We start from the raw sequence: 24,240 nt of genomic DNA, 5'->3' as shown, positions 1-24,240 counted from the left end.
TGTCCATTTATGAGTAAATCAATGTTAGGAATCATCGATGCAACAATCCATAATGAAGAAATGCAGGAGTTAACGTTAAAGCGTTCGATAGCAGCAGTTCCTTTTGGAGGGCGCTATAGACTAATTGATTTTGTCCTTTCCAACATGGTCAATTCAGGTATTCAAAATGTTGCGATTTTCCCCCGTTATCAGTATCGCTCGCTGATGGACCACCTTGGTTCAGGAAAGCAGTGGGATCTCGATCGTAAACGCGATGGGTTGTTCTTTTTCCCAAGTTCGGAGAATGAAAACACAGGTTCGTTCCAACATTTCAAAGAAAATGTGGACTTTTTCGGGCGCAGCAATCAAAAATATGTCGTCATAGCAAATAGTTTTACCGTTTCCAATATGAATTATAAACTGATCCTAGAACGCCATATCCAAAACAGATGTGATATAACCCATGTGGTGAAAGAAGATGAAACGTTGGATATGTATGTCCTCGAGAAGGATCTTTTGGTGAAATTATTCATGAATCATGAACAAACGGGGTATAGAAGTATCATGGATGTAGTAGAGGATATTACAAGCGGATATAAAATTTGCAACTATGAATATACCAATTATGCCGCCGTGATTGATTCACTGGAAAGTTACTATGAGCATAGCTTGGAACTGTTGGACCCTGTTGTTTGGAAGCAGGTGTTTGTAAAAGATCATCCTGTCTTCACGAAGGTTAAAGACGAACCTCCAACAAGTTATTCCAAAGATGCATATGTAAAGAATTCCATGATTGCCAACGGTGCTATCATTGAAGGACATGTGGAAAACAGTATTATCTTCCGCGGTGTCAAGATTGGGAAAGGGACGGTAGTCAAAAACAGTATTGTCATGCAAAAAGGTGTTATTGGAGAGAATTGTGTTTTAGATTCCGTCATCTTAGACAAAGATGTAAAGGTAGAAGACGGTACAAGTTTAACAGGGAAAACAGATTCCCCTTATTTAGTGAAAAAAGGATCGGTACAAGGAGCTCTGATGAATTCGTGAAGGTATTGTTTGTCGTATCAGAATGTGTCCCGTTTGTGAAGTCTGGAGGCTTAGGCGATGTTGCGGGAGCATTGCCTAAGGAATTAAAAAATCTTGGAACGGATGTACGGGTTATTTTGCCGAAATATGGGCAAATCCCCGAAGTGTTTAAAAACAAAATGAAAAGAGTGCAGACCACTTTTGTAGATGTGGGCTGGCGTCATCAATACTGTGGTGTCGAAAAATTGGTACACGAAAATGTAACCTATTATTTTATCGATAACGAATATTACTTTAACCGCGATTCCCTGTACGGTCACTTTGATGACGGGGAACGCTTTTCCTTTTTCTGTCGTGCCGTATTGGAAAGTATGACAGCTATTGATTTTATTCCAGATGTCATTCACTGTCATGACTGGCACACAGGGATGGTCAATTTTATCTTGGAGCGGGAATACAAGCAAAATCCAAGGTTTGAGCATATTCAAAGTGTGTTTACCATTCATAACCTTCAATTTCAAGGTGTGTTTCCTCCAAGTATCCTGCATGATTTATTGCGTATTGACAGTAAACATTTTAATGCTGATGAGTTGGAGTTTTACGGGAATGTAAATTTCATGAAGGCAGCATTGGTTTCATCCGGGTATATTACGACGGTAAGTCCTACTTACAAAGATGAAATTCAGACCGCTTATTTCGGCGAAAAGCTGGATGGAGTTCTCCGTCATAGAAATGATGCGTTAGTAGGAATCATTAACGGAATTGATGATGATTTGTATAGTCCTGAAACAAACGAGTACATTGAAGCAAATTATTCAGTAAGTAAAATGGGTAATAAAAAAGTGAATAAAGCAGCCCTGCAAAAACTATGTGGATTACCTGTAAAAGAGGAAACACCGATCATTGCGATGGTAAGCAGGTTGACCAAACAAAAAGGGTTGGACCTTGTTACATGTGTACTGCATGAAGTATTGAATGAGGATGTACAGATAGTCGTACTTGGAACAGGGGAACCTCAGTTTGAACATTACTTCCGAGAGCTATCTTATCAATATCCTGAAAAAGTGAAGACGTTCATTGGTTTTGATGAACCGCTTGCTCATCAGATTTATGCAGGTGCAGATATGTTTTTGATGCCATCAAAATTCGAACCGTGTGGGCTTGGTCAGCTAATAGCTTTGCGCTACGGCACGATACCGATTGTACGCGAAACCGGTGGTCTGAATGACACGGTACATTCTTATGACGAAACGACGTTGGAAGGAAACGGATTTACCTTCACCAACTTTAATGCGCATGATATGCTTCATACCATCAGGCGTGCCATAAGCATGTATGAGCAGCCAAAAGTTTGGAACGGTATTATGAAAGAAGCAATGGAGCGTGATTATAGCTGGGCTAAATCAGCGTTTAAATACAATCAATTGTATTCAACACTAATGGCTAGGAGTGGAGTGCATGTTCTCTAATAAAGAGAAATTCAAGGCTGCTTTTTTAAGGAAATTGGAGAGTATGTACGGAAAGAGCTTCCAAGAATCAACACCAAGAGATCATTATCATACACTCGGAAACATGGTAAGGGAATATATCAGTGCCAACTGGATTGCTACCAACGAGCGAAATCGCGCTGCTGATGAAAAACAAGTGTACTACCTTTCTATCGAATTTTTATTGGGGAGATTATTGGGAAGTAATCTCTTAAATCTTGGAATTCAAGAGGTGGTGGAAGAGGGCCTGAAAGAACTGGGGCTTGACTTCTCTGCCATTGAAGAGATTGAAGCAGATGCAGGGCTTGGGAATGGTGGTCTTGGCCGACTGGCAGCCTGTTTCTTGGATTCCCTCGCTTCTTTAGACCTTCCTGGTCATGGATGTGGCATCCGTTATAAACATGGCTTATTTGACCAGAAGTTTGTGGACGGCTACCAAGTGGAACTGCCTGAACAATGGCTTAGGCACGGAAACGTCTGGGAAGTAAGAAAGCCAGATCAAGCCGTGGAAATAAATTTCTGGGGCAAGGTGGAGTCTTATATAGAGGATGGAAAAGAGAAGTTCAGGCATGCAAAAGGTGAGGCCATCACAGCAGTGCCATATGATATGCCAGTTGTCGGCTATCAAACAGATACAGTCAACATGTTAAGGCTTTGGAGTGCCGAGCCTGCTCCTTTTCCGACAAACAAGGATATCATGCAATACAAAAGGGATACAGAAGCAGTTTCCGAATTTCTTTATCCGGATGATACCCATGATGAAGGAAAGATACTGCGTTTAAAGCAACAATATTTCCTTGTTGCAGCCAGTATCGGAAGTATTATCCGATCTTATCGAAAGAAAAATGGTAGTTTAATAGATTTTCATAAAAAAGTGACCATCCACATCAATGATACCCATCCAGTGCTGGCAATTCCGGAACTGATGCGGATTCTTTTGGATGAAGAAAATATGAGCTGGGAACAGGCTTGGGAAATCACCTCTCATACGATTTCTTACACCAACCATACAACTCTTTCTGAAGCATTGGAAAAATGGCCGACCAATATTTTTCAGCCGTTGCTGCCGCGTATATATATGATTGTAGAAGAGATCAATGAGCGCTTCTGTGCAGATTTATGGAAAAAGTACCCGGGGCAATGGAGTCGGATTGAAGACATGGCAATCCTTGCACATGGGTTAGTAAAGATGGCTCATTTAGCAGTGGTCGGTAGCTTCAGTGTCAACGGGGTGGCAAAGATACACACGGAGATATTGAAAAATCGTGAAATGCGTTTATTTTATGAGGCTTTTCCTGATAAATTTAATAATAAAACAAATGGAATTACACACCGCAGATGGTTATTGAAAGCAAATCCCCAATTAACCTCGCTCATACAGGATACGATTGGTCATGGATGGATGAAGGACACGACACAACTTCGACAGCTTGATGTATATGCAAACGATTCCGCTTTTTTGGAGAAGTTAGACCAAGTGAAACGGGAACGGAAACAGATTCTTGGAGAACGCATTAGAAAACAAACAGGAATCGTTATTGATTCAGACAGTATTTTCGATGTACAAGTGAAAAGGCTGCATGCATACAAACGCCAGCTGTTAAATGTTTTTCATATTATGTATTTATATAACCGATTAAAAGAGGACAGTAGTTTTGATATACATCCTAGAACGTTTATTTTTGGAGCTAAAGCTTCTCCTGGTTATTATTATGCTAAAAGAGTAATTAAACTGATAAACTCTTTGGCGGATAAAGTGAATAATGATCCAGCAATAAATGGCCGTTTAAAAGTAATCTTTTTAGAAAACTATCGAGTATCGTTGGCTGAGGATATATTCCCGGCCGCGGATGTAAGTGAGCAAATTTCTACTGCCAGTAAGGAAGCTTCCGGTACAGGAAATATGAAATTCATGATGAATGGGGCTTTGACGATCGGTACGCTTGATGGTGCTAACATTGAGATTAAGGAAGAGGTAGGAGAAGAAAATATGTTCATTTTCGGTCTTACTGCAGAGCAGGTCTTGAATTATTACCAAAATGGTGGTTACCGTTCGAGTGAGTATTACCATCATGATAAGCGGATACAGCAGGTTCTGGAGCAGCTAATCAACGGATTCTTCCCGGACGTGGATGACCATTTTGAACCAATTCATGATTCCTTACTTATGCAAAACGATGAATACTTCGTCTTGAAGGATTTTGCGTCTTATATTGATGCCCAGGAGCGGGTGGATGCAGCCTATCGTAACCGTAATCACTGGCTTAGAATGAGCGCTAAAAACATTGCCCATTCCGGCTTCTTCTCAAGTGACCGCACCATCAGACAATACGCCAACGAAATCTGGGGCCTAGAACCAAGCTACAGCAAACGATAAGCACAAGAGGAAAAGATAAGAGAGTGTATCAACTGTTGATTTCCGTTCCAGGCGCTTCGCTTGCCTGCGGGCGGTCCGTGAGCGTCCTCACAACGCTTAAGGGGTCTCACCTGTCCCTTCCTCCCGAGGGCGTCTGCGCGCCTTCCACTTCAATCAACAAGGTGGTTTCAATTACTAAGAATCAACAAATCGAAAGAGTTAACTGTAAACTTTTCGTTCTCGTAATTTCTAGCTATGGATTGGAGCAAATGGCGAAGACTCCTGAGGGAGATAGCGCTAGGTGGAGACCCCGCAGGCGAAGCCGAGGAGGCTCCAGCAGCGCCCCTAGGAAAGCGAAGCCATTTGCGGAAAGGAACAGCGGCGATTTACCAATTAACTATAGTTTTAAAAAGGACCGAGCATTTATTGCACGGTTTTTTTTCGTTTCAAAACTTCTCCCTCATTGCTTTGATGTATGTTTCGATGCTGTGGTTTTTGATGATGGAGCCTTCTGTTAGTAGGAAGCGGTAGGGGGTCATGGTGTGTTTATAGTGCCAGGTTCTTTTGCTTATGGGTGCTACGACTTTTGTTGGTGGTACAAAAGGGACGAGGTCAGCAAGGTTAACAAATCGGATAGAACCCGGGACAGACTCATTGTACAGTTTTGCAAAAGCTTCATTCCCAACACGAGGTGCACCATAACTATACATATATATCGAGCTAAATTTTGTATGGATAGCACAATCAAGTGAAAATAAAGCAGCCAATGCTCCCCCGAGACTATGACCGGAGATGAATAACGTTTTGGTGATGAATAGTTCATTGTCGAGGCACTTCAACAACTCTTCTCTCATGGACTCATAAACCGAAAGGAAACCACCGTGTACAAGGATTGAGTTACCTCTGTCACAATAAGGAAAAGGCTGTTGGAAGATTTCCGCGTCAGAAATCCAGTCGGGATCTGTTTGGGTGCCGCGGAAAGTAACGATAATCGCATCCTCTGATTCTAAAATAAATCCGAACCATTCGAGGCTATGAAAAGATACACCTTTGAATTCTTTTACCAAATTAAAGCCCTCAGGTATAGAAAAAATGCCATTTTGATGATACTGATCATATGCGAGCCGACAGCATTCTGCTAGGAAAACTGCCCAATCTTTGGAGAAAATATCTCTAGTGTACATATATCATATCCCTCACTTAAATGATAAATCGTGATAAAGACCTAAGATAATGTATGGACTCAGCAAGAAAGTGGTGCTAATTTGGATAAAAAGGAAAGGGAAACAAGTAGAGATGTGGAATTAATTAAAGATGATATTTTGGAAGGGAGGGGTTAATTCAATATGGGCTATGAACTAAAGACAAAAGAAACGGACAATAGTGTCATTGAATTTATTGAGACGGTGGAAAGTCCAAAAAAGCGGGAGGACGCTTATCGGCTGTTAGAAATTTTCACCGAAACAACAGGTTATGAGGCAAAAATGTGGGGGCCAAGCATTATCGGGTTCGGTTCTTATCACTATAAATATCCAACAGGCCATGAAGGGGATTTCATGCTTGTCGGGTTTTCTCCAAGGAAGGCGAAAATAAGCTTATATTTTGCAACAGGTGATTCAAAAAGGGAAGAACTGCTGCAAAAGTTTGGAAAGCATACGACAGGGAAGGCATGTGTGTACATAAATAAAGTGGCGGATATTGACGTGGAGGTACTAAAGGATTTAATCAGTCAGTCTGTGACCTTTTTGCAAGAAATGTATCCCTCCCAATAAAAAAAGAAGCCTTAACGCTAACTTACGTTAAGGCTTCTTTTTTAAATTCACTCTGTATAAGGATCTTTCTCATACCCATGTAAGTCACCGAAGGAAGTCATAATGCCTTCCTCATCAAGGGCATCTTCATAGGCCTCATGTTTTATGGACGGGTATACGGTAACATTTTGACCATACATATCTGTTCCTACAAAGTTTTCGTAATCCTCTACATAGCCTTCATTCTCTTCGCTTTCCACATAAGTGCGGTCGTAATTCTCCACATCATCTGAAAAGTCGGAAGGGCTCTCAGACGTTCCATATCTTTGAACAATTTGCCAAGTGTCTTCCGCGTCAAATGCCACGCCTTCTGATTCATCGTATTCAAATCGTCCATAAGGAGGCATCAATACTTTTTCTTCTACAGGCCGGTCATGAGAAACAACCTGATCTGGACTGTGCTCCTTACAATAGGTGGTGGTCGGAATAGCATCAAGACGCTCTTCGTCTATTTCTCTTCCACAAACCTCACATACTCCATACGTGCCAGATGCCATGGCTTGAAGTGCATGATTGATGTCTTTCATTTCTTTTTCGGCATGTTCATTTAATGCTAAGTCTTTTTCTCTTTCGTATAATTCGGTTCCAAGATCACCTGGGTGGTTATCGTAAGCAGAGAGTTCACTTACTGTTTCATATGGATGTTCCTGCTCCATCTGGTAATGATCATTCTGGTCCAAGTGGGCTTGAAGTGTTTGCTTTGTATCTTCTAGTTGTTGTTTTAACTGATTTATTTTATCAGGGGATAACATACAGATAGACTCCTTTCAAATCCTGTCTATTTGTATTATGAGCGTTCATTCTAAAAATCATGATTGCCAATTAAAAAAACTGACTCCATCATTAGAGTCAGTTTTTAAAACTTATACAAAGTAACCAATCACAAGTCCGATTCCAAGCAAAAAGCCAAAAATAGTATTCGTTTTTGCGGTTGCCACCATTGCCGGCATCATCGTCACATTGCTGTTATTGTTTGTGAAACCTTTAATAGCAGAAAGTGGCTTAGCAACAGATAAGAAAACTAATAATAACCAAAATGACGCGTAACCGAGTGAAATAAAGAGTACAATAAGTGCATAAGACACAATAAACATGACAGCTAGTAGCAGGATGGCATTCTTTCTGCCAAGTAAAATCGCTACTGTTTTTCGGCCATTCTCTTCGTCACCGACAATATCGCGAATGTTATTTGCTAACAAAATGGCTCCGACAAGAATGGAGACCGGGATGGAAATTAACATCGCAGTATCTGAAATGGTGCCTGTCTGGATGTAGAAAGAAATAAGAATAATAACAAATCCCATGAAAAATCCTGCTACAATTTCTCCGAATGGGGTATATGCAATAGGGTAGGGGCCTCCTGTGTAGAAATAACCTGCTGCCATACAAGCGGTTCCGATGGCGGCCAACCACCATGTGCTATTCATGCAAATATACACGCCAAGTAATGTAGCGATGCCGAAGAACGCGAATGCGAGTTGAAGGACGGTGGATGGTTTTACCCCGTGCCTTACAATGGCACCGCCGATACCTACTGAATGTTCATTATCGAGTCCCTTTTTATAATCGTAATACTCATTGATCATATTAGTCGCTGCCTGTATTAACAGGCTGGCCAGTAACATGGCAAAAAATAAAGGCCAATCAATGCTGGTGTCATAAAGAGCAAGTGCTGTTCCGATAAATACAGGAACAAACGCCGCAGTTAAAGTATGTGGACGCAGCAGGTTCCACCATACCTTCCATCTTTTTTCTGTAGGTGCTTGAAAGCTTGTCTCTGTTTGAATTGTCTGAGGTTGCATTATGTGACCCCTCCATCTATTATGGCAAAATAAAAAACGAAAACAATATATTATAAATACAATATAAGTGTATGTAAAGGGACAAAAGGTGTCAACGGTTTTTCAGAAGAAATACAGGAAGATTTTACATGTATCTATTATAAGGAAGAAACACGAAAGAAAACGGCTCATTTTGTTGACATAAAAAGGTTTTGAGGTGTATCTTTAAGGAAGCAATTTCGAGACAAAGTCTTGCGGTAACAAGGCCTCGGGGGGAGTCTTACATGATTACAATACCATTTCATCATATAGTGAGTTTATGGGAGGAAGCGAAAGTAAAAGCGGCCTCGATAAACCAGTCGGTCTTAATTAGTTATACTAAAAAAATAGAACAGCAAGATCCCTTGCATTTTTTTCAGAAAAGTGAGCAATTCTTTGAAGGACAAAGGTTCTTTTGGTCAAACCCTGATCATTCGCATATGATGGTCGGTGCAGGTGTGACAGCGGAATTCACTGCAGATGGAGAAGATGACAGGTATCATGCCATTGAAACACAATGGAAGCGTTTTATCCGGCAGGCAATTTGCAACGAAGATACACATTCGATTGGTCCTGTTATGTATGGAGGCTTTTCCTTTGATCCAAAAAAGGATAAAACAAAACTATGGGACCAATTTGCAGACGCGTTATTTATATTACCAACCTTTATGCTTACAAAAGTAGAAGGAAACACCTATATTACCATCAATTATTTAAGTGATTGTGATGAAAGTGTACTGAAAGAATTGGTTATGCAAGAAGAGGAGCTGTTAAATCGCTCTTCTATTAAGCATGTCAACACGACTTCCATTGTAAAGTGTCTTGAAATGGATCCAATGGAGTGGAAAGAGTCCATTTCTAAAGTGACGGAGAAAATATCAGACGGGCAGATGGATAAAGTCGTACTTGCAAGAGAATTGCGAGTCCTTTTCCAAGATAAGGTAAACGTTACCCCGGTATTGGAAAACCTGATGGAAGAGCAAGCAAACAGTTACTTATTTACGGTGGAAAGAGGGACCGATTGCTTCCTTGGTGCGACACCAGAACAGTTGGTGAAGAAACAGGGCAACAAGGTTCAGTCCATGTGTTTAGCAGGATCGATTGCCAGAGGGGAATCGGTGGAAGAAGATGCACAACTAGGCAGCGCTTTACTTACGGATGAGAAAAACATGCATGAACATGACCTTGTAGTGCAAATGATACGTGCTTCGTTAGAGAAGGTTTGTGAAAATGTGCGTACACCATCGGAACCAAATCTTTACAAAATGAAACATATCCAGCATTTACACACGCCTGTAACGGCGGAATCTAACGATGGCTGCAGCCTTTCAGGTCTAATAAAACTACTTCATCCAACACCGGCATTAGGTGGATTTCCGCAAGAGATTTCCCTTCAAACAATAAGAGAAGTGGAAAGACTTGATAGAGGTTGGTATGCAGGACCGCTTGGCTGGATGGACTGGAAAGAAGATGGAGAATTTGTGGTCGCTATTCGTTCGGGTTTGCTTCAGGAAAGAGAAGCATCCTTGTTTGCTGGATGTGGAATTGTTGGCGATTCTGACCCGGAAAGCGAATATCAAGAGACACAGATCAAATTCCGTCCAATGTTATCAGCACTAGGGGGCAACTTGACACAATGAATTCAACGAATGACATGACCTATTACCTTGCAGCATTTGTAGATGAATTAGTAAAAAGTGGGCTGGAGGACGCTGTAATAAGCCCAGGTTCTCGTTCCACTCCAATTGCCCTTCTTTTGGCGGAACATCCAAAGGTCAATATTACGGTTCTAATTGATGAGCGATCTGCGGCTTTTTATGCACTAGGCCTCGCAAAGACAAAGAATAAACCAGTTGCCATTCTTTGTACGTCAGGTACTGCAGCAACCAATTATTATCCTGCCATTGTGGAAGCTCATCAATCCAGAATTCCAATTATTGTCTTAACAGCAGACCGCCCTCATGAGCTACGTGATGTTGGTGCACCGCAGGCGATCGATCAATTGAAAATGTATGGGGACTATGTGAAATGGTTTGTTGAGATGTCCCTGCCAGAAGATACGAGCAGCATGATCCGCTACGCGCGGACGATGGCGGCTCGAGCTGCGGGTACTTCCCTTAGCGCTCCTAAAGGACCAGTACACCTTAATTTCCCTTTACGTGAACCTTTGATTCCAGACCTTGAAGCAGATGACCTTTGGTCCAAATACAAAGAAAGTAATGAATCAATCGTAGAGGTGAATGTAGGAGATTATTCCATTTCTGATAATCAGGCTCGTTTTTTTGCCATGCTCATGAGCGAACGAAAAAAAGGAGTTATTGTTTGTGGAGAGATGGCACAGTCAAAAATTGAAGCATTTTCTAGTGCGATTACGGAACTCTCACAAACCTTGCAATATCCAATTTTCGCCGATCCATTATCAGGGTTAAGAACGGGAACGCATGAAAAAGACTTCGTAATAGAAGGCTATGATGCTTTTTTGCGTTCAGATGAAGTGAAAAAGAACCTCGAACCAGAGATCATTATCCGTTTTGGGGCAATGCCAGTATCAAAATCTTTGATGCAATACATAAGCAAGTCTAGTAATGCAATACAGATTGTCGTGGACGGAGACGGTGGGTGGAGAGATCCAACCCTGCAAGCAAGTTATATGGTTCATGCCGAAGAAACGCTTTTCTGCCATAAGGTATTGGAGAGTTTAACAGCACGAGATGCCTTTGAATGGGTAGATGGTATCAAATCGTTAAATGACGTGACAAAAAAGATACTTTCCGAAGAACAGATGGAAAGCGGGATGTTCGAGGGAAGAATTATTTCAGAACTTCAAGCAATGTTGCCTGATAGTTCGGCCATTTTTGTTGGAAACAGTATGCCTATTCGTGATGTGGATACCTTTTTATATAAAGAAGATAAAAAACTTACTGTGCTTGCCAACAGGGGAGCCAATGGGATCGATGGTGTAGTTTCCACTGCACTTGCAGCAAGTAACGCTTACGAAAACCTGGTACTAGTTATTGGCGATTTATCTTTCTATCATGATATGAACGGCCTGCTTGCCGCTAAGCTACTAAAGCTCAATATTACCATTGTGCTTGTAAATAATAATGGTGGGGGGATCTTCTCTTTCCTTCCGCAGTCAAAAGTGGAAAAGCATTTTGAAGCGTTGTTTGGCACTCCGACAGGTATGAATTTTGAACATGCGGTAAAATTATACGAAGGCGATTACATGAGAGCGGAAGATTGGCCTTCTTTCCAAAAGGCAGTATCATATTCCATTAACAATAAAGGCTTAAAAGTAATTGAAGTTCCGACAAATCGTGCAGAGAATGAAGACATTCATCGGAAATTGTGGAAAAATGTTTCCCAGGAAATGATTTCGATCATGGAGAAAGAAGAATGATGGAGATTAACGGGGTATACTATCATGTAGAGAAAATCGGTGATGGTCCCCACCATGTTCTTATGCTGCACGGTTTTACTGGAAACGGAAGAAGTTTTCAAGACGTAATAGAAGGTTTTGAAAATAGGGAAGACTATACTTTTATATTGGTAGATCAGCTTGGGCATGGAAAAACTGATGCACCGGCTCACCATGAGCGCTATAAAATGGAAAAGATGCTTGTTGACTTGAAATCTATTTTGGATAGATTAAGTATTTCTTCGGTATCTATCTATGGATATTCTATGGGAGGAAGGGTGGCGCTTTCTTTTGCGGTTGCCTATCCCGAGCTGGTATCGAAATTAGTGCTAGAAAGTGCGTCTCCTGGCCTGGAAAAGATGGAGGACAGGAGCGCAAGGAAAGAAGCGGATGAAAAGCTTGCAGAGAGAATTGAAAAAGACGGGGTGAAATCCTTCGTTGATTTTTGGACAGACATCCCTCTTTTTCAATCACAAAAATCATTGACTGCAGTAAAACAAGAGTATATTTATCAGCAACGATTGAATAACTCACCTGTGGGACTTGCCAATAGCTTGCGTGGTCTTGGGACAGGAGTACAACATTCCAATTGGAGTTACCTTGATAAAATCGAATGTCCTGTACTTTTGGCCGCAGGGGAATGGGATGAAAAGTTTGTCTTTATTGCTCAGGAAATGAAAAAAAGGATAGAAAAATCGGGTTTTTTCAAAATAAATGGTGCTGGACATGCAATTCATGTGGAACAACCGCGAAAGTTTGGTAAAATAGTAAGTGAGTTTTTATCGAACTAATTTATGTTAGGGAGGAAATAAAACATGGCAAGAGAATGGATAGCAGGACCAAAACAATTTGAAGACATTTTATATGAAACATATAACGGGATCGCGAAAATTACGATCAACCGTCCGGAAGTACATAATGCATTCCGTCCGAAAACAGTAATGGAACTAATTGAAGCGTTCGCGTATGCACGTGACGATTCTAGCGTTGGCGTCATTATTTTAACTGGTGCTGGAGACAAAGCGTTTTGTTCCGGTGGAGACCAAAAAGTACGCGGACATGGCGGTTATGTTGGGGAAGATGAGATTCCACGCTTGAACGTACTTGACCTTCAACGTCTAATCCGTGTAACACCAAAACCAGTAGTAGCAATGGTTGCAGGCTGGGCAATTGGTGGCGGACATGTATTGCATGTAGTATGTGATTTAACAATTGCTGCTGACAATGCACGCTTTGGACAGACTGGCCCTAAAGTGGGAAGCTTTGATGCTGGTTACGGTTCCGGATACCTTGCGCGTATCGTTGGACATAAGAAAGCGCGTGAAATCTGGTACCTATGCCGTCAATACGATGCGAAGGAAGCATTGGATATGGGGCTAGTGAACACGGTTGTTCCTTTGGAGCGTTTAGAAGATGAAACAGTACAATGGTGTCAAGAAATGTTAGAAAACAGTCCGACTGCTCTACGTTTCTTGAAGGCTGCCATGAATGCAGACACAGATGGCTTGGCTGGTATCCAACAGTTTGCTGGAGACGCTACATTATTGTATTACACAACGGAAGAGGCAAAAGAAGGCCGCGATGCTTTTAAAGAAAAAAGAAAGCCGGACTTTGGACAATTCCCTCGTTTCCCTTAATAATTACACTTTTGGTGTTTGGAGGGCAATCTAAGAGCTTTTGGCTTTTGGATTGCTCTTCTTTTTATGGGAAAATGGTTGTGAGGAGGATTATGTGATGACAATATTGCCGAACTTTTTAATGAATCGGGCTGCCTTGACTCCTAATCGTATAGCATTAGAAATGGAAGATAGATCGGTTACTTTTTTAGAGTTATACAGAAATTCATTGAACTTGGCAGGTAAGTTAGTAGAGTTGGGAGTAAAGCGTGGGGACAGGATTTCTCTCTTTATGGCCAATAGCTTGGAACTGGTAGAATTGTTGTTTGCGCTGAAAAATATCGGGGCGATCACTGTATTACATAATTTACGATTAACTTCAAAAGAGCTGTCCTATCAAGTAGAAGACGCAGCATCCCGCTTTATTTTGGTCGATGACGAAAGAGAACTAGGGCTGAAGGAAAGTAAAGAGTTTATGGGAACTCAGAAAATCGTGCCATTTTCAAAAGTACTTCAGCTAAAAGAGAGTGAATTGACTCCAGTAGAAGAATTCTCACTTGAAGAAATTGATACCATCATGTACACAAGTGGTACTACAGGCTTTCCTAAGGGAGTAAAGCAAACCTATGGCAATCACTTTTGGAGTGCTACAGGCTCTGCTTTAAATATGGGGTTGCATGAAGAGGACTGCTGGCTGTTGGCAGTGCCTATTTTTCATATTAGTGGTTTGTCCATCTTAATGAGAAGTGTAATTTATGGGATGAGAGTTATTATCCATAAGCGTTTTGAAGCGGAGGCAGTACATCAGGATTTGATGGAACGGCAAGTTAGCATTGTATCGGTTGTGACGACTATGCTAAGCGGCTTGTTGGAGCAACTTGGTTCAGAATCTTATCCGCCATCGTTTCGATGCATGCTTGTTGGTGGCGGCCCAGTCCCCAAATCGGTTCTGGAAGAGTGCATGAGAAAATCTATTCCTGTCTACCAGACCTATGGCATGACGGAAACCTGCTCACAAATTGTCACCCTCTCTCCTGACTTTTCCATGTCGAAAGTAGGTTCAGCTGGGAAGGCGCTGTTTCCATGTCAGTTGAAGATAATGCTTGACGGAATGGAAGTTGAACCTAATGAAACAGGGGAAATCGTCGTGAAAGGTCCAAACGTAACAACCGGGTATTACAACCGGGAAGAGAGCACGTCTGAGGCAATACAGGACGGATGGTTGTATACAGGGGATTTAGGTTATGTAGATGAGGAAGGTTTTTTGTTTGTAGTAGACAGACGAAGTGATTTAATCATTTCAGGTGGAGAGAATGTCTATCCTGCAGAGATTGAAGCGATTCTTGTTTCCCACCCTTCTGTAAAAGACGCAGGGGTTACTGGTATGCCGGATAATCGGTGGGGACAAGTTCCAGTGGCATTTGTTGTATCCGATGGGGAAAAAGAGCTTTTGGAAGAAGCCTTACTTTCATTTGTGCGCGAGCAGTTAGCAGGTTATAAAACACCTAAAAAAATATATGTGGTAGAACGTTTGCCGAGAAATGCGTCAAATAAGTTAATGCGCAGAGAATTATTGAAAATGTTGCCTGGTGGGGTGGGAGAACATTGATGAAAATAAAGAAGGTTGATTTATTCCTGACATCTATGAAATTAGTTCAACCGTTTCGAACTCACCAGGAAACAGTTGCAGATAGACAGAGCATTTTAGTTAAAGTTACGGATGACGAAGGACACTCTGGGTGGGGAGAAGTGGTTGCATTTTCTTCTCCATGGTATACAGAGGAAACCATTGAAACTGCTTGGCATATGTTGACTGAGTTTTTTATCCCTACAATTATCCAGGGAGAATGGAAGTCGCCGCGAGAAGTGAATGAAGCTCTTTCACGTTGGAAGCGAAATCAGATGGCCAAGGCCGGCATAGAGATGGCCGTGTGGGATCTATTCGCTAAGAGGGACAGTGTTTCATTGGCTGAGTATATTGGTGGAGTTCGCAAAGAGGTGAAAGCTGGAATAGTAGTGAGCATGGATTCTCCAGAGAGGATGCTTTCCACCATTGAGAGTAGAATAATAGAAGGTTATGAACGCATTAAGGTGAAAATAGATCCGACAAACGATTACGAGATGCTTAAAGTGATAAAAGATGCTTATCCTGATATTGCTTTACTTGCAGATGCAAACTCTGCCTATTCGCTAAAGGATGTAGAGCGGCTAAAAAACTTAGATTCATTGAAATTGCTGATGATTGAACAACCACTTGCCGCGGATGATATTGTGGAGCATGCGGAATTGCAAAAGATTTTATCTACTCCGGTTTGCTTGGATGAGAGTATTGTTAGCCTTCATGATGCAAGAAACGCCATAAAGCTTGGCAGCTGCAAAGTGATGAGTATTAAAATCGGCAGGGTAGGCGGACTGGCTAACGCGATCGACATCTATAACTTATGTGAGGAGCATGACATTCCTGTCTGGTGTGGGGGAATGTTGGAGACGGGGATTTCGAGAGCCTTTCATATCGCCCTTGCTTCTTTGCCCAACTTTACTATTCCAGGGGATCTTTCTGCCTCAAGCCGTTATTGGGAACAGGATGTCATTATACCGGAAGTGGTAGTGGAGCATGGCAATGTAAAGGTGCCTGAAGGACCAGGCATCGGCTTCAAAGTGGATGAAACGTTTATAGAACAAATTACTAAACGAAAAGCTACCTTTCATGCATAGACAAAAGACCACTAAAAAATTCCGACAAAATACTAAAAAGATCACAAAAGGCCCTGCAGCACCATCACTGCATGGCCTTTTTACTGTTAACTTATTTATATTCGACGTGGATAGCGAAATTCCTAGAGGGGTCTGACCCCTTTTCTTTCTTTTTTTTCACTTTTTTCGCGCTTTTTTGTTCTTGACAAAAGTTTGCTTAGGGTTTAAGTTTTGTATGAGGGCAACTTTTTAGGTTGAGGCTTAAATTACTGTCATTGGTCAAGTTTTCAATCACATTTTTATTTTCTTCTGCATAAAGTGGTCTAGGAGATAGGTAAAAATGTGTATTTTTTTACCATATAATTTGCACAAGAGAAACTTTTGTTACTTAGTACAAATACTTAATGTTAAAGGAGAGAGATGAAATTGAAAAAACTTTTGGGGAAATTGTTACTAGTTGGAGCTCTTGGACTTGGATTGACAGCCTGTTCTTCCGGAGCGAATAGTGATGAAAAGGAAACAATTCAAGTTACTACCACTATCGCTCAGATAGCTGATATTGTGGAAAACATCGGTGGAGATAAAGTGGAAGTAGAAAGTTTGATGGGACCAGGAATCGACCCTCACTTGTACCAAGCATCCCAAGGGGATTTAAGCAAACTGAATGATGCAGATATCATTTTTTATAATGGGCTTAGACTAGAGGGGAGAATGGGCGAAATCCTGAATAAGATGACAGAAGAAAAGCCGACAATTGCGGTCGCAGAGTCTGTACCTACTGAAATGCTTTTAGTTGCAGAAGGGGAAGCAGATAAGATGGATCCGCATGTTTGGTTTGATATTTCCCTTTGGTTGTATGCCGTAGAAGAAGTGAAAGATTCACTCATTGAACAAGATGAAGAAAATGCAGACTATTATGAAGAGAATGCAGCTGCTTATATAGAGGAATTAGAAGAACTGGATGCATACGCGAAGAAACAAATAGCAACAATCCCACAAGAGAGCAGAGTGCTTGTAACAGCTCATGATGCATTTAAATATTTTGGAGAAGCATACGATATGGAAGTGACAGGACTTCAAGGCTTAAGTACGGATGCAGAGTTTGGTTTGAATGATGTGCGTTCCATTGTAGATTTACTGGTCGAAAGAAACATAAAAGCAGTATTCGTAGAAAGCAGTATTTCTGAAGACTCCATTAATGCAGTCGTTCAAGGTGCAGAAAGCAGAGGGCACACGGTTGAAATTGGCGGGGAATTGTACTCTGATGCTATGGGAGCTGCAGGAACAGAAACGGGAACATATTTAGGAATGTTCCGACATAATATCGAAACAATCGTAAATTCATTAAAGTAAATTATTTTCCTATGAGAAAAAGCAATTAGAAAGCAAGGTGAACGAATATGGAGCCAGTCAAAATAGAAAATTTAACAGTCGCTTATCATCGTAAACCTGTATTAAAAGAAATTAGTTTCAGTGTACCTGAAGGGAAACTTATTGGGATTATCGGACCGAATGGTGCCGGAAAATCTACATTAATCAAGGCGGCTTTGGAATTAATTCCAAAGGCGTCTGGTACTATATCAATCTATGGAAAGTCATACAGATCACAGCGTAAATTAATCGGTTATGTTCCACAGCGTGGATCTGTTGATTGGGACTTTCCTACAAATGCATTGGATGTAGTCCTGATGGGGAGATACGGTCATATTGGTTGGATGAAAAGGCCGAATAAAAAAGATATTGAGTTCGCTTATGAGTGCCTTGATAAAGTGGGCATGAAAGAATACGGTACTCGCCAGATCAGTCAACTTTCAGGCGGGCAGCAACAACGAGTGTTCTTAGCAAGAGCACTTGCTCAGGACGCAAGTGTGTATTTCATGGATGAACCATTTGTCGGGGTAGATGCGGCGACAGAGAAAGCAATCATTACCATTCTCAATGAACTGAAAGCACAAGGGAAGACAGTGCTGGTAGTACATCATGATCTTCAGACAGTAAAGGAGTATTTTGATTGGGTGTTACTGCTTAATCTCAGAAAAATTGCGATAGGTCCAACTGAAGAAGTATTTACGATGGATAACTTGCAAAAAACGTATGGTGGACGGTTGGCCTTTTTAGACCAAAATCATGCCATTGTCGAACAATAGGAGTGACAGTATGGAAACAGTTCTCAATATGCTACAAGATCCGAACGTGCAGTGGGTGCTGCTGGGAACGATTCTGCTTGGAATAGCAAGTGGTGTTATCGGAAGTTTTGCTTTACTAAGGAAGCAAAGCCTTCTTGGGGATGCCATGGCACATGCTGCTTTACCGGGTATTTGTATTGCTTTCCTACTATATGGAGCGAAGTCGATGTCATGGTTCCTAATTGGGGCATCCATTTCAGGGTTAATCGGGACTTATTGTATTCAAGCCATTATTAAACATTCTCGAATAAAAGAAGATACAGCAATCGGACTCGTTCTTTCGGTGTTTTTTGGCTTTGGTATCGTCCTGTTAACATACATTCAGCAAAATGGGAGCGGCAATCAGGCAGGGCTCGATTCCTTTATTTTTGGGCAAGCGGCAGCGATTGTGGGTTTGGATGTTCAAATTATCAGTGTGATCGCATTTGTGTTGATTTTCATCACATTCATCCTATTCAAGGAATTGAAGCTTATTACTTTCGATCCTCAATTTGCTCAAGGGATTGGGCTTCCGGTCAAGTGGCTGAATGGGCTATTGATGACGATGATTGTCGGAGCAGTTGTCATTGGGCTTCAAGCAGTTGGAGTTATTTTAATGGCTGCCATGTTAATCACCCCTGCCATCACTGCAAGGTATTGGACAGAGCGGCTTGATTATATGGTAGTCCTAGCTGGGATTGTCGGTGGAGTTTCAGGAGTTGTAGGAACACTTCTCAGTACACTCTCAAGAGGAATGCCAACAGGGCCTTTAATTATTTTAGCAGCAACTCTTTTATTTCTATTCTCCCTTTTATTCGGTACGAAAAAAGGAATATTGCCTAAAATGGTTAAGCAATGGAAGGTCAAGCGTTTAATAACAAGAGAAAATGTCCTATCCAGTCTGTACGAGTTGAGTGAAACCACGTTGAAAGAGTCAGAAGGAAAAGAGATGGGAAGCTACTCTTTCCAACAGGTAGTAGAGTTACGTCCGGTATCCTCACTCATGCTGCTTGCCGTTATAAAAGAATTGAAAAAGGAAGGTTTATTGGCGGAAGAACAGGCTAATAAACAATTGATGCTTACAGAAAAAGGGCTTGAATTGGCCCATGAAATTGTTCTAAAAAACAGGTTATTGGATATGTATCTTATGTTTGAAAGTAAGTTCCCTGTTTCAAACTGGCGAGAAGGCAGCATGGACCTGTTAAATGGGCCGAAAGAAATAATTGATGAGCTACGGGCTTTGCTCAAGGATTTTGGAAGGGAACCCAATGGTTTGTTTTTATACAAAAAGAAAAGAAAATTAGGGAACAAAGGCTTCCATTCTGCAGTAGAAGGGAGTGAAGGCTGATGAGTTATGAAGGGTGGATTATTTTAACTGGATCATTAGTCGGCATTACTTGCGGTCTTACCGGATGTTTTCTTATCCTGAGAAGAATGGCCATGCTTGCAGATGCAATTAGTCATACTGTATTACTTGGTATCGTTGGTGCATACCTAGTCTCAAACAGCTTAGACGGTATTTATATGTTTGCAGGCGCATTAGTTGTTGGGTTATTGACCGCATTTTTCATTCAGCTGCTCCATTCTTCAGGTGTGCAATCGGATGCGGCAATCGGCGTTGTATTTACCTCCCTTTTTGCACTAGGCGTGATTTTAGTCTCTTTATATGCGGGTAGAATTCATTTAGATGTGGATCATGCATTGATGGGGGAAATCGCTTTTGTTCCTTGGGACACATTGACTATTGCAGGGATAGATGTCGGACCGAGGGCAGTTTGGATGCTTGGCGCTGTTCTGATCATTAATCTGGCAATCATTCTGCTTTTTTATAAAGAGTTGAAAATTTGCTCTTTTGATCCTGAAATGGCACTTGCCATTGGGATTCCGGTCATGTTCATGCATTATTTATTAATGGGGATGCTCTCCATTACTACAGTCGCATCTTTTGATAGTGTAGGGGCGATTTTAGTTGTAGCGATGCTTATTGCGCCAGGGGCAAGTGCATATCTCCTGACTGATAAATTGAGTATCATGCTCTTATTAAGTGCTGGTATCGGGGTTGCCTCGGCAGTTCTTGGATATTATGCAGCATCATTGTTCAATGTCTCAATATCAGGCATGATGGCTTCAATGGCTGGGATATTGTTTATTTTAACCTTTTTCTTATCGCCTAAGCACGGATTGGTGATGAAGTGGTTCTTTAGAAGAAGTTTATCGAAGGAAAGCAACGGCCTCCAGTAAATGGGGGCTTTTAAAATATTTGGTATATTATACCGTTGATTTCCGTTCCAGGCGCTTCGCTTGCCTGCGGGCGGTCCGGGAGCCTCCTCACTGCGTTGCGGGGTCTCCCCTGTCCCTTCCTCCCGCGGGCGTCTGCGCGCCTTCCACTCCAATCAACTAGGTTACTTCATTCAACGTAGGTTTATGAAGAGAGATTTGAATTAACTACTGAAAAAATAAACTTTTTGTTCATGTAATTTCTAGCTGTGGATTGGAGCAAAAGGCGAAGACTCCTGAGGGAGATAGCGCTAGGTGGAGACCCCGCAGGCGAAGCCGAGGAGGCTCCAGCAGCGCCCCTAGGAAAGCGAAGCCATTTGCGGAAAGGAACAACGGCGATTAACCAATCAACTAAAGGACTTGTTTTATTACATAGTAAAGCCCAAGAACTACCTGCCGCGTAGCTCTTGGGCTCTTTGTTTTGTAAAATTAATGAGCAGGTTTGAATGTTTTACAGTCGGTGTCCTTTGAATCATATGCAGTGTTCCCTTTATGGCTCACTACATAGATAGCATCGGCTTGGCAAAGGTTACCTTGGCCCCAATAGTTACAGTTTTCCACTTCACATAAAACTTCTTTAGCCATTGTTACCCTCCTTTTTTGTACAGAAGATACATTTCTATTGTTAGCCATAAAAAAAATTTCATACTTCATATAAAAAAATAGGTATATTTTATAATTTTATTGACAAAGAGAATCATTCTCAATTATTATGTAGTTATTAAAGAGAACGATTCTCAATTAAATAACAGAAGGGAAGTAGTATATTATGGCTTCATTAATGGTAGTTGGCGCAGATCATTTAGGTAATATTCAAGAAAAGCTTGTTACACAGGGATTTGAAAATGTCTTACATATTGACGGTAGAAAGGTGCAAGTAGTGAAGAGAAGCATCCCAGAGCATATTGATATTATTTTGGTTCTAACCGATTACATCAACCACAATCTTGCTAAAGTGATCAAGCAAAAAGCAAAAGAAAGCAACAAGCCGGTTTTCTACTGTAAGCGTTCCTGGAGCTCTATCCAGAAAGTTCTTTGTAATTTTTCGAAATAAAAAAGTCAGGAAACATTCTCCCTGACCCTAATTTTCGCTTTTGATGTATTTTTCGTCCTTCATAAACAATCGCCAGAAGTAGATAAAGCCTGGAAATAAAATGATAAAACCGACAATATACGTGATGAAGAGAGCCCGAAAGGAAGCAGGGTCTGTAAATGCGTTTTGGATCGTGACATTTGGATAGATGATATAAGGAAGATGTGCCCGTCCGTATGCATAACTTGCCAATGCGTATTGAATAAAAGCAGATACCACCCCTAATCTCGGCAGGCCGGTCCAGCCATTCTTTCCTGGAATAACAAGAGCAACGCCTGTTACGACAAACATACCCGCAGAAATGAATAACCATACAATATAGTCCATCATTCCATTAAAGAGCCATGTTGCTTCATATCGCATGGTGACCATGATTAACAGGGCCCCCAATAATGAGACTGGGCCTAGTATTAGTGCATCTCTTCTATAAATAGCATACGCGTGTCTGTCATTTGCAACTTTAGAAAAGTCCGCAAGTAACAAAGAAGACAGAAACAATGTACTGCTTATAGCAAAAAGAATAAAGGAGAGGGCATGCGGGCTTGTCAATAAACGGCCAAGCATTAATGTGTCCACCCCATCAATATTATCTACAAACCCACCATGAGTAATCGGCAAAACAAGGATTAAAAAAGCGGGAATAATAAATCCGCTGATTCCTGATACGTAGGTTAAAGGTTTATGGTAATCATCCACGATATGTGAGAACACAAGGAACCCGCTTCGTACTGCAAGCAAAAGAAGAATGATGCTTCCCGGGATTAAAAGAACAGTCCCAAGCGTATAGGCAGCGCTTGGAAAGAAACTGTATATGGCCACCACTACGGCTACAACAAATACATTGGTAACTTCCCAAGTTGGAGATAAATACCGGTTAGCGATATTGGTGGCATTTGTTTTTTCATTTTTGATATAGAGCATGGACCAGAAACCGGCTCCAAAGTCCATCGTCGCCATGACGGCATAGATGAAAATGAAGCCCCATAGGACGGTAATTGCCAATATTACATCTGTCATAAAGGTAATCCTCCTTATGCTTGAACCCCATTAGATGATGGGGGAATATCGTTCAACTCGTCCTCTATTGGATGGCGCTTGAAATAATAACGCAGCACTAGCACGACCGCAACTCCAAGCAATACGTAAATCCCTGCAAATGCAATGAATAAAGCAGCAAGGTTCTGGTTGCCTGTGACAGCATCCTCCGTTAGCATAATTCGATAGATAACCCACGGCTGTCTTCCAGTACACGCGAAAATCCATCCAAACTCAATTGCCAACATGGAGAGCGGGCCAGCAGCAACAAAGAGCCACATTAGCCATTTTGGATAGGTTGTTTTTTTGAGAATCTTGCTCCAAAAGAACCCAAACAAAGAGAGCATGATCAAGAGTGAACCGATACCAACCATTGCATTGAAAAGAGTATGAACAAATAATGGTGGCCAATACTCCTCAGGGAAGTCATCGAGACCGACAACAACCGTGTCAAAACGATCATCCGCTAAAAAGCTTAATGCCCATGGTACCTCAATGCCCCATTTTACCTCTTTTGTTTCCCTATCTGTGAATCCTCCAACTGCAAGCGGGGCATGTGACTGTGTTTCAAAAAGGCCTTCTGCTGCTGCCAACTTTTCTGGCTGATATTGATGCAAAAGTTGCGCAGATTCATGCCCGTTAATTGCAGTCATAAACGAAAAGATTCCTCCCACAACAAGCCCCATGATCAGAGCCTTTCTGTGAAATTTATATACTCGCTCATCATGTTTATTTCGTAACATTTTATAAGCTGCTACGGAGGCAATAACAAAGGCGCCTGTCATAAATGCGGATACTGCAACATGTGCAGCTGTCACAACGAAACTGGGATTGAAAAAGGCTGCCCAAGGATCCACATCGACAATCTGACCATTTTCGATTCGGAAACCTGCCGGTGTTCCTTCAAACGCATGGACATTTGTTATCAAGACCGCTGACGCCGCCGCACCGATGGTCACAAGCGTCACACTCAAGATTCGCATCCACGGTGAAATGCGGTCTGCTGCATACACGTAAATGGAAATAAACAATGCTTCAATGAAAAAAGCATATATTTCAATCTGAAACGGGAGGGCCATGACCTTACCGATGACCTCCATAAAGCCGGGCCATAGAAGGGAAAGTTGTACCCCGGCAATTGTACCTGTAGGGATTGCGACACCAAGTAGCACCGCTTTTGCTTTCGTCCACCTTTTTGCCATAATAGCGTATTCACGGTTTTTCGTTTTCTGATACATCAATTCAGCAATTAAAATCATTAACGGAATCCCAACGCCAAGTGTTGCAAATATGATATGAAATCCCATCGTGGTTCCAAACAATGACCGTGCAATTACTACATCTTCCATTTTGGCTACGTCCCTTCAAGCTGTTGTATACCGTTAGAGTCCACAATTTTCCACAAAATATGCATAATTTGCTAAAGAAAAGACGGCTCTTTACAAATAATTCAGAGCCGGAAT

General features: G+C 41.5%; 21 protein-coding genes. 15 read left to right on the top strand and 6 right to left on the bottom strand.

Annotation, left to right across the window (positions count from 1 at the left end):
• The first annotated feature begins 9 nt into the window (after window positions 1-9).
• Genes B4U37_RS17640 through B4U37_RS17630 form a run of 3 tightly spaced genes read left to right on the top strand, consistent with a single transcriptional unit; the run spans window position 10 to window position 4,869 of the window.
• Window positions 10-1,026 carry a GlgC family sugar phosphate nucleotidyltransferase gene (locus B4U37_RS17640; protein WP_088019302.1) on the top strand — a complete coding sequence of 339 codons (1,017 nt, stop codon included), beginning with the start codon at window positions 10-12 and terminating at the stop codon, window positions 1,024-1,026.
• A complete protein-coding gene (gene glgA, locus B4U37_RS17635) occupies window positions 1,023-2,474 on the top strand; it encodes a glycogen synthase GlgA (protein ID WP_088019301.1) in 1,452 nt (483 codons plus the stop codon). Before B4U37_RS17640 ends, glgA begins: the two co-directional genes overlap by 4 nt.
• The gene (locus B4U37_RS17630; protein WP_088019300.1) at window positions 2,464-4,869 is read left to right on the top strand and encodes a glycogen/starch/alpha-glucan phosphorylase; all 2,406 of its coding nucleotides are present in this window, start codon (window positions 2,464-2,466) and stop codon (window positions 4,867-4,869) included. The genes glgA and B4U37_RS17630 overlap by 11 nt, the downstream gene beginning before the upstream one ends.
• 425 nt (window positions 4,870-5,294) lie before the next feature.
• Here the strand turns inward: B4U37_RS17630 and B4U37_RS17625 are convergent, their stop codons facing one another.
• Window positions 5,295-6,032 (bottom strand): lipase family protein, encoded by a 738-nt coding sequence (locus tag B4U37_RS17625; protein ID WP_088019299.1) that lies wholly within the window; start codon window positions 6,030-6,032, stop codon window positions 5,295-5,297.
• Between the two features lie 162 nt (window positions 6,033-6,194).
• Between B4U37_RS17625 and B4U37_RS17620 the strand changes: the two genes are divergently transcribed.
• Window positions 6,195-6,620, top strand: coding sequence for a DUF1801 domain-containing protein (locus tag B4U37_RS17620; protein WP_088019298.1), 426 nt, complete (start codon window positions 6,195-6,197; stop codon window positions 6,618-6,620).
• A 47-nt stretch (window positions 6,621-6,667) separates the two neighbouring features.
• On the opposite strand, the gene B4U37_RS17615 is transcribed toward B4U37_RS17620, so the two are convergent.
• On the bottom strand, window positions 6,668-7,411 hold the full coding sequence (locus B4U37_RS17615; RefSeq protein WP_088019297.1) for a yteA family sporulation protein: 744 nt from the start codon (window positions 7,409-7,411) through the stop codon (window positions 6,668-6,670).
• Window positions 7,412-7,522: 111 nt separating this feature from the next.
• Window positions 7,523-8,461 carry a 1,4-dihydroxy-2-naphthoate polyprenyltransferase gene (locus tag B4U37_RS17610; protein WP_088019296.1) on the bottom strand — a complete coding sequence of 313 codons (939 nt, stop codon included), beginning with the start codon at window positions 8,459-8,461 and terminating at the stop codon, window positions 7,523-7,525.
• A 263-nt stretch (window positions 8,462-8,724) separates the two neighbouring features.
• Between B4U37_RS17610 and B4U37_RS17605 the strand changes: the two genes are divergently transcribed.
• From B4U37_RS17605 to B4U37_RS17560, 10 genes are all read left to right on the top strand, one after another.
• A complete protein-coding gene (locus B4U37_RS17605) occupies window positions 8,725-10,119 on the top strand; it encodes an isochorismate synthase (protein WP_088019295.1) in 1,395 nt (464 codons plus the stop codon).
• Window positions 10,116-11,879 (top strand): 2-succinyl-5-enolpyruvyl-6-hydroxy-3-cyclohexene-1-carboxylic-acid synthase, encoded by a 1,764-nt coding sequence (gene menD / locus B4U37_RS17600; RefSeq protein WP_088019294.1) that lies wholly within the window; start codon window positions 10,116-10,118, stop codon window positions 11,877-11,879. The genes B4U37_RS17605 and menD overlap by 4 nt, the downstream gene beginning before the upstream one ends.
• The gene (gene menH / locus B4U37_RS17595; protein ID WP_088020350.1) at window positions 11,879-12,688 is read left to right on the top strand and encodes a 2-succinyl-6-hydroxy-2,4-cyclohexadiene-1-carboxylate synthase; all 810 of its coding nucleotides are present in this window, start codon (window positions 11,879-11,881) and stop codon (window positions 12,686-12,688) included. Before menD ends, menH begins: the two co-directional genes overlap by 1 nt.
• Before the next feature lie 24 nt (window positions 12,689-12,712).
• A complete protein-coding gene (gene menB, locus B4U37_RS17590) occupies window positions 12,713-13,534 on the top strand; it encodes a 1,4-dihydroxy-2-naphthoyl-CoA synthase (RefSeq protein ID WP_088019293.1) in 822 nt (273 codons plus the stop codon).
• 97 nt (window positions 13,535-13,631) lie between these two features.
• A complete protein-coding gene (locus B4U37_RS17585; protein ID WP_088019292.1) occupies window positions 13,632-15,122 on the top strand; it encodes an o-succinylbenzoate--CoA ligase in 1,491 nt (496 codons plus the stop codon).
• Complete coding sequence (menC, locus tag B4U37_RS17580; RefSeq protein ID WP_088019291.1) at window positions 15,119-16,228, top strand: o-succinylbenzoate synthase; 1,110 nt, start codon at window positions 15,119-15,121, stop codon at window positions 16,226-16,228. The genes B4U37_RS17585 and menC overlap by 4 nt, the downstream gene beginning before the upstream one ends.
• A gap of 399 nt (window positions 16,229-16,627) precedes the next feature.
• Window positions 16,628-17,560 carry a metal ABC transporter solute-binding protein, Zn/Mn family gene (locus B4U37_RS17575; protein ID WP_425444089.1) on the top strand — a complete coding sequence of 311 codons (933 nt, stop codon included), beginning with the start codon at window positions 16,628-16,630 and terminating at the stop codon, window positions 17,558-17,560.
• A 47-nt stretch (window positions 17,561-17,607) separates the two neighbouring features.
• Window positions 17,608-18,354, top strand: a complete 747-nt coding sequence (locus B4U37_RS17570) for a metal ABC transporter ATP-binding protein (RefSeq protein WP_088019289.1) — start codon at window positions 17,608-17,610, stop codon at window positions 18,352-18,354.
• 10 nt (window positions 18,355-18,364) lie between these two features.
• On the top strand, window positions 18,365-19,720 hold the full coding sequence (locus tag B4U37_RS17565; protein ID WP_088019288.1) for a metal ABC transporter permease: 1,356 nt from the start codon (window positions 18,365-18,367) through the stop codon (window positions 19,718-19,720).
• Window positions 19,720-20,613: a metal ABC transporter permease gene (locus tag B4U37_RS17560; RefSeq protein ID WP_010195225.1), complete on the top strand. Its 894-nt coding sequence runs from the start codon at window positions 19,720-19,722 to the stop codon at window positions 20,611-20,613. Before B4U37_RS17565 ends, B4U37_RS17560 begins: the two co-directional genes overlap by 1 nt.
• A gap of 465 nt (window positions 20,614-21,078) precedes the next feature.
• On the opposite strand, the gene B4U37_RS17555 is transcribed toward B4U37_RS17560, so the two are convergent.
• On the bottom strand, window positions 21,079-21,234 hold the full coding sequence (locus B4U37_RS17555; protein ID WP_088019287.1) for a DUF1540 domain-containing protein: 156 nt from the start codon (window positions 21,232-21,234) through the stop codon (window positions 21,079-21,081).
• 184 nt (window positions 21,235-21,418) lie between these two features.
• Here B4U37_RS17555 and B4U37_RS17550 point away from each other — a divergent pair, with 184 nt between their 5' ends.
• The gene (locus B4U37_RS17550; protein WP_010195229.1) at window positions 21,419-21,703 is read left to right on the top strand and encodes a DUF2325 domain-containing protein; all 285 of its coding nucleotides are present in this window, start codon (window positions 21,419-21,421) and stop codon (window positions 21,701-21,703) included.
• A gap of 27 nt (window positions 21,704-21,730) precedes the next feature.
• On the opposite strand, the gene B4U37_RS17545 is transcribed toward B4U37_RS17550, so the two are convergent.
• Together B4U37_RS17545 and B4U37_RS17540 are read right to left on the bottom strand one after the other, a co-directional pair.
• Window positions 21,731-22,759, bottom strand: a complete 1,029-nt coding sequence (locus tag B4U37_RS17545) for a cytochrome d ubiquinol oxidase subunit II (RefSeq protein ID WP_088019286.1) — start codon at window positions 22,757-22,759, stop codon at window positions 21,731-21,733.
• Window positions 22,760-22,773: 14 nt separating this feature from the next.
• Entirely contained in the window at window positions 22,774-24,126 is a 1,353-nt protein-coding gene (locus B4U37_RS17540; protein WP_088019285.1) for a cytochrome ubiquinol oxidase subunit I, read from the bottom strand.
• Window positions 24,127-24,240: the final 114 nt, after the last annotated feature.

The sequence above is a fragment of the Sutcliffiella horikoshii genome (assembly GCF_002157855.1).
GTDB classification, from domain to species: domain Bacteria; phylum Bacillota; class Bacilli; order Bacillales; family Bacillaceae_I; genus Sutcliffiella_A; species Sutcliffiella_A horikoshii_C.
The sequence above is the reverse complement of the archived record's forward strand: the minus strand, read 5'-3'. Positions and strand labels throughout refer to the sequence as shown.